The organism is Synechococcus sp. Tobar12-5m-g (assembly GCF_024345415.1).
GTDB lineage: Bacteria > Cyanobacteriota > Cyanobacteriia > PCC-6307 > Cyanobiaceae > Regnicoccus.
This window is the reverse complement of sequence record NZ_JAGQBB010000047.1, coordinates 1-5,778: the sequence shown is the minus strand read 5'-3', so window position 1 is coordinate 5,778 and position 5,778 is coordinate 1. Positions and strand designations below refer to the sequence as shown.

Sequence of the window (5,778 nt, the reverse complement as noted above, 5' to 3'; positions counted from 1 at the left end):
GCCAGGGCCCGACGATGGGAATGGTCTGCGGAACCCCAGTGCGTCCGCTTCCTTGCAGTAACTCGGCTTAGGGGGGCGATTCGCCATACCCGGCAGGGCGCTGCTCTATCAGCAACAAACTCCTAGCCTTGGTCCAGGCCGCCTGAGTGGCAGCCAAGGAGTGACACCTTCCCTGAAAGTCACCGCAGCAGGCGGGGGCCCCCGATCATGTCCTCAATAGCTTGCATAGCAAGTGATGACGCACCATCAATAAGTTCACAAGGGCCTGCCAGGACGTTCACCTTGCAGCGGTTCTTGAGCATGCCCCGAGCCGGGTCTTCTGAAATCTGAACTGCCGCTTGATCACACGGAACGGGTGCTCGACCTTCGCGCGGATGTGAGCTTTGGCGGTTTCGATCAGGTCAACCAGTCATCCTTCCGGAGCCCCCGGGTTTGGCTCCGGGGGCCCTGTGAAAGGCTATCGAGGTTGAACAGGGAGAATCAAACGCTAAAGAGAGCAAATCCCAAGGGATAGCCTGAATAAGAGGTGGGAGAGTACAAGGAGCTAGCTACTGAGGAAGGGTATGCATTTGAAAGAAATTCCAGCTCACCCTGGTGGCGTTCAACTTCTGGCTAGTAGCTCCTAACAGCCATGCAGGCTGATCTGCTCCTCCTGGCCAGGTGTGCCCCCCACCCTCAATTCTATAGAGCACCACGGCTGTATTACCAAGGCAGTCGCCGTATCGACGTACATACACTCTGGTGTTGTCTCCAGGAACATTGTCCGGCAGTGTTTCCTCATTACTGGCTCTGCAGCCATCCCGCTGCCGCCAGAAATCGACAGTGCCAAGAATAGACAAAATACTTCCCCCTTTGCCCCGCTTTCCTTCTCCACCCTCCCAGGGCACAAAGGGGTCATTGGGGCTGTTGATCATCATGATGGAAACGGGCTTGGAGGGGTTACAGGTAGCCCGTAGGGGGGTTGGCATTGATCCAGCAATGGAGGAAAACGCCGCAATACGATCTGAGCGTTCACAGGCCAAGCGCTGCACCAGAAAAGCTCCGTTAGAAATTCCCGTTACATAGACTCGTCGGGCATCAACATTACGCAGTCTCTTGACTTCCTCAATTAAAGCTGTGACAAAGCCAACATCGTCAATGTCCTGATTGACTGTGCCACGGCCGTCATTCCAGTTCTTATTAACCGCATTGGGGTAGACGACTAGGAAGCCTTTCTCATCGGCCAATTTGTGAAGATTGGTGGTGCGGGCAAAACGTACGTTGTAGGAAGTGCCTCCGTGGAAACCAAACACAACCGGGGTTGGGCTGTTGGGGTTGTACGATGGGGGTGTGTAGAGTAGATAGTCACGCATTCTCCCCTGGTGAGAAAGCACGAGCGATTGAAAGTTGGGTCCCAGCACCGAAACATCCTCCTGCTGCCGCCCCCCTGGGCGGATTCCCTGACGGCGCTCCTCCCGCCTCTGCTGAAGAAAATTTCTTAGTGGTCCAGAGTACTCCGTCGCGATGGTGTGATCGCAGCCAATCAATGAACCTGCCATCAGCAAGCAGGTCAGCATCCCAACAAACTTAGCAGTAACTAGTCTCATCGTCAGCAACTCCGCAAGAACCGAACAAGCTCGAAAAGGCAAAACTAGATACTATGTGATTCAGGGCCTTTAATGACGTAAGCGCGATAACAGTTGAAAATTTGGCTTGCTCGGTTGGTATTGAAGGAGAGTAGGAACAGCTCCTCTACCCCAGGGCGGGCAGCCTTGATAATGAAAGATCTATTTTTTTGTTGCTGCAATTTCCAGCCAATAGCGGGGAATGGCACTGACTCCACAGGTACTGAAGGCTCTCTTTGCCCCTTCTTGCAGCGACTGGCTGGCCACTTCAGCTGGATAGCCACTCATCATGACCTCCGCAAAACCTGAATAGGCTCCAACGGTTTCAAAGCTTTCCTGCGTCCACTGCATCGTGCGCAAACCATTGTGCTGAACCCCAAAGCTGTTCTGCTCCAGAAGGCTCACCCACTGATCCGCTGCCATCCAACCCTTGTTGAAGGCCTTTTTGACCTTGCCCCGTTTCCTGGTGATACCAGGTTTTCCGGATTCTCGCAGTGCCTCATCCTGCTCGGTGATATAAGCCAAAGCCGATTTTATCCATTCAGTATAAACGTATTCGGTGCCCTCTGGGTAGGTACCGACAAAGAAAGCCGAATTAAAGGCAAACAGTCCACCGGGCTTCAGCACCCGATGGATGGCTGACAGCAGCTTGTCTTTGTCGGGCAGCATGTGAATTGAATTGCCCATCATCACTAAATCAAAACCATCAGACTCGAAGGGCAAGATATCAGCGCTTCCCTCCACAAACAGTACTCCCCCACGCTGATCAGCAATACGTTCATCTAACTCCGCCTGGTTTTCTGCAAGCAGACCTCGCTCCCTGAAGTGACGCCGACCGATGTCTAATGATGTAGCAGAGATATCAATTCCAACAATGCCCGCCTCCGGCCTGATGGAGAGCAGAATCTCCGCTAGGGTACCTGTGCCACAAGCCAAGTCGAGCACCCGGTTGATGCTGTTCAAGGGAAGGGTTTGCAAAAATTCGCTGTTAACTTGAATGTACTCTGGCTGCTGCGAAAATGGTTCATAGGTGGTGTTGACCTGCATCAGACATTCTCCCCAATTGGTGTTGTGTTGTGGTGGCCTTCGATTGGCCTGTGACAAATGATCCATGGCCTCCTTGCAAGGCTGATTTTACCTGCGCGAAGAAGGAAAGTCGAAATTCAGGGGCAAGCTCCCTCTAAGAATGGCACTTCAAAACATTTCTCATGCATGATTGGGCCGTGGCCAAAGTAGCCCCCTTCCCCAAACAACTCTCCGTGGTCGGCGGTGATGACAATGTGGGTATTTGAGGGGCATTTGTCTAGGAGCTTAGCGACTAAACCATCAACATACTCAACACAGGAGACCTGCTGGTCGTGGAGTCGCTTCATTTCACGAGAATCAAAGAATTCTCCAGCCTTGGTGTCGGCCTCGGCCAGCATAAAATCATCCATAGCATTGAATACCCCATGCACACCAGAGATTCGAGGCATGCTGCTGCCATCGAGCATGTAGGGGTAGTGGGTCTCACCAAGGTTCAAAAAGTAAAATCGGGGATCATCGTCAGGGAAGTTAATATCATCAATGATGCCTGCAAAGTCGTTGTGATTAGGCATGAGCCGGTAGTCATCAAAGTGGGTGTTGATTGTGGTGAACTGATTCAACACGGGCATCGATACACGAGCGGTGGTCTTGTAACCCAACTCCTGTAAGACCTTAGGTAAGGAGAGGTAGGGCACAAAGTTTTTAAAAGACAAATCAGGAATACCCAATCGGTCAACCCATCTTGTGAATTCCTGCTTGTAGACCTCCGAGGCAAACACACCCCTGGGGCTGCTGTGGGGCAATAGACCCATCAACAGTGTGTAGTGGGATGGGGATGTCCAAGAGGCGTAGCTGTATCGCTGCTCAACGGCACCAATCTGACTCATATTGGGTGTGGAGGCAGCTTGGTAGCTGTCAAATCGGCAACTGTCCATCACAATGTAGACAAGATTATTGGCCATAGGAATTGTTGATGATAGAGGAACTGATTGAGCAGGAATGGGGATGCGTTGTGTGTGTTGCGTGGATCGGTTGAGACTTAGCCATCAGCAAGGGGCTCATTCGCCCCATTCGCTAGCTGACTGACCAGCTTAGAGGGGGCGTCACTATGCATGCTTTTAAAAATTATGAGGGCGTTGTCTAGGTCATTGCTTTGTATCAGTACTCGGCCCAGGCCGACCTTGGCCTTCATGGACCCTGGATTGAGGGTTAAGGCTTTTTCATAGTAAGTCTTGGCCATTGCCACCTTACCATATAACAAGTTCAACTCCCCAAGATACTCATATGCATAATGCGCCTCCGGTGTAATGCCAATAAGCGTTGTCATTAGCTGAATCGCCTCCTCAAACCTGCGCTCTTGCCTCATCATAGAGGCCAGATAAAGGTAGGCTTTGCCGAGTTCGGGGGTATGATCAATTGCCGTGAAAAAGAATTGCTTGGCCAGGTCGCGCTTCCCCTGGGAGACCTGAACCATCCCCAGTCCGCAGTAGGCAATCCCAGATTTGGGATTGAGCCGAAGTGCTTGATCGAAGGCAACCTCAGCCAGGCTTTCTTGATGCTGTTTTAGATATGTTGTGCCCAGCTGAACGTATCCTTCGGATAAGTGATGGTCCAAGGCCAAGGCGTTCTCGACATAGGCTAGGGCCTTTGCGTACTGATGAGTAGCTAGGTGAAGCTTGCTGAGCTCGAGCAAAGCTTCGGTAGATTTGGGATTACTGCGTAGAATATCTAAAAGTTCTGCGATAGCTTCTGGATAACGTTTCTCCTTAGCCAACGCACTGGCGAAGTCGAGGCAGCTTTCTTCGTTAACTTCTAAAACCTCAATGCTGAGCCTGGAACCACCCAAAGTGTCCCCGAGCCTCGATGCAGTCACATTTCAAAGCAACGATTGCTAATACTCTAGCATGGTTTGCAAGTTGTTGCAAAAACTGGCTAGGTCTCCGTTTTTGTTTGATCGATGCGGGACGCTTTCCGTGCCTTTTTGGAGGTTTTCATTGGGGCTATTACTGGATTTAACAGGCGGGTGTCAGGAGGGAGGCAGAGCAAATAGAGAATAAATTCGGCCACTCGCTCTGGAGGCAGTTTCACTGCTGCCTGGATCGCTTGCGACCCGTTTTGTTGCCACAAGGGAGTATCAACCGCGTCGGGCAGCAAGGTCTGCACCCTGATGCCGTAGGAAGCGACCTCTTCAGCAATGGATTCAGATAAACCAATGATGCCAAACTTAGAGGCGCAGTAGGCTCCATCAAAGGCTCGGCCCTGCTGTCCTGACACTGACGATAAATTGATGATATCGCCATGGCGTTGAACCATCATTTTGGGAAGTACGGCGCGGTTGCTGAGAAACGTACCGGTGAGATTGACGTTTATGACTCTGTCCCACTCCTCTAGAGTTGTTTCGGCGACGGTCTTAAGGCTGCCGCCAGTACGCAGAATCCCAGCGCAGGCAATCAGAGCATCAATCTTGCCAAACCGGGCTACCGTCTGATCCGCCATGGTCGCCATAGCGTCTGGGTCGCAAACGCTGAGCTGCAGCCCTAACACGCGGTCAGCTTCGGAGATATCGGTCACGGCATCTACTGCTATAGCTAATGCCTCAGCATTGAGGTCTACCAAGACGACCTGAGCCCCTCGCTGAGCAACGGCCAGGGCACTGGCTTGCCCAATCCCTCCGCCAGCACCGGTAATTACAATAACTTTGCCATGAAGTAGGGAGGCCGGGGAAGTGTTCATTGAAAATTCAGCAAAGACAGATGAACCTAAAAAGGCTGTTAGTCAGGGGACTTTGTATTCACAGAGTATACAGTGGATTGGTCTCGATGACTGCATGCATAATTGGGTGCCTGATCGGCGATCCAGTGGCCATGGCCAAAGAAACCGTTTCGGCGCAGACTTCAGGTGGCCAAGGGTGATCCAAGCGACCTCCTGGTGACGCCAACTCCGAATGGAGCTTGACCAGCGGTGCGTCTGCTGGGGGGCCTGGTCGTTCTCATGGAGTCAATGGCGACAGATGTCAATGGTTCGGTGACTTTCAGGGAAGGTGTCACTCCTTGGCTGCCACTCAGGCGGCCTGGACCAAGGCTAGCGCGAGGATCGGTTCGGGCTCTTCTGGTGGCTTGTTGATCCACACTTCTTCGGGTTGACGCCA

At 52.2% G+C, this 5,778-nt stretch carries 5 protein-coding genes and 1 pseudogene; all 6 read right to left on the bottom strand.

The features are described from left to right. Nucleotides 1-205: 205 nt before the first annotated feature. Nucleotides 206-397, bottom strand: a pseudogene (locus tag KBY66_RS15990) (transposase); the annotation flags it as partial. A gap of 151 nt (nucleotides 398-548) precedes the next feature. Next, nucleotides 549-1,556 (bottom strand): alpha/beta hydrolase family esterase, encoded by a 1,008-nt coding sequence (locus KBY66_RS15590; RefSeq protein WP_255090543.1) that lies wholly within the window; start codon nucleotides 1,554-1,556, stop codon nucleotides 549-551. 210 nt (nucleotides 1,557-1,766) lie between these two features. Further along, complete coding sequence (locus KBY66_RS15585; protein ID WP_255090542.1) at nucleotides 1,767-2,651, bottom strand: class I SAM-dependent methyltransferase; 885 nt, start codon at nucleotides 2,649-2,651, stop codon at nucleotides 1,767-1,769. Between the two features lie 116 nt (nucleotides 2,652-2,767). After that, a complete protein-coding gene (locus tag KBY66_RS15580; protein WP_255090541.1) occupies nucleotides 2,768-3,592 on the bottom strand; it encodes a sulfatase-like hydrolase/transferase in 825 nt (274 codons plus the stop codon). Nucleotides 3,593-3,669: 77 nt separating this feature from the next. After that, complete coding sequence (locus tag KBY66_RS15575; RefSeq protein WP_255090540.1) at nucleotides 3,670-4,476, bottom strand: tetratricopeptide repeat protein; 807 nt, start codon at nucleotides 4,474-4,476, stop codon at nucleotides 3,670-3,672. Between the two features lie 86 nt (nucleotides 4,477-4,562). Further along, nucleotides 4,563-5,363: an SDR family oxidoreductase gene (locus KBY66_RS15570; protein WP_255090539.1), complete on the bottom strand. Its 801-nt coding sequence runs from the start codon at nucleotides 5,361-5,363 to the stop codon at nucleotides 4,563-4,565. Nucleotides 5,364-5,778 lie beyond the last annotated feature (415 nt).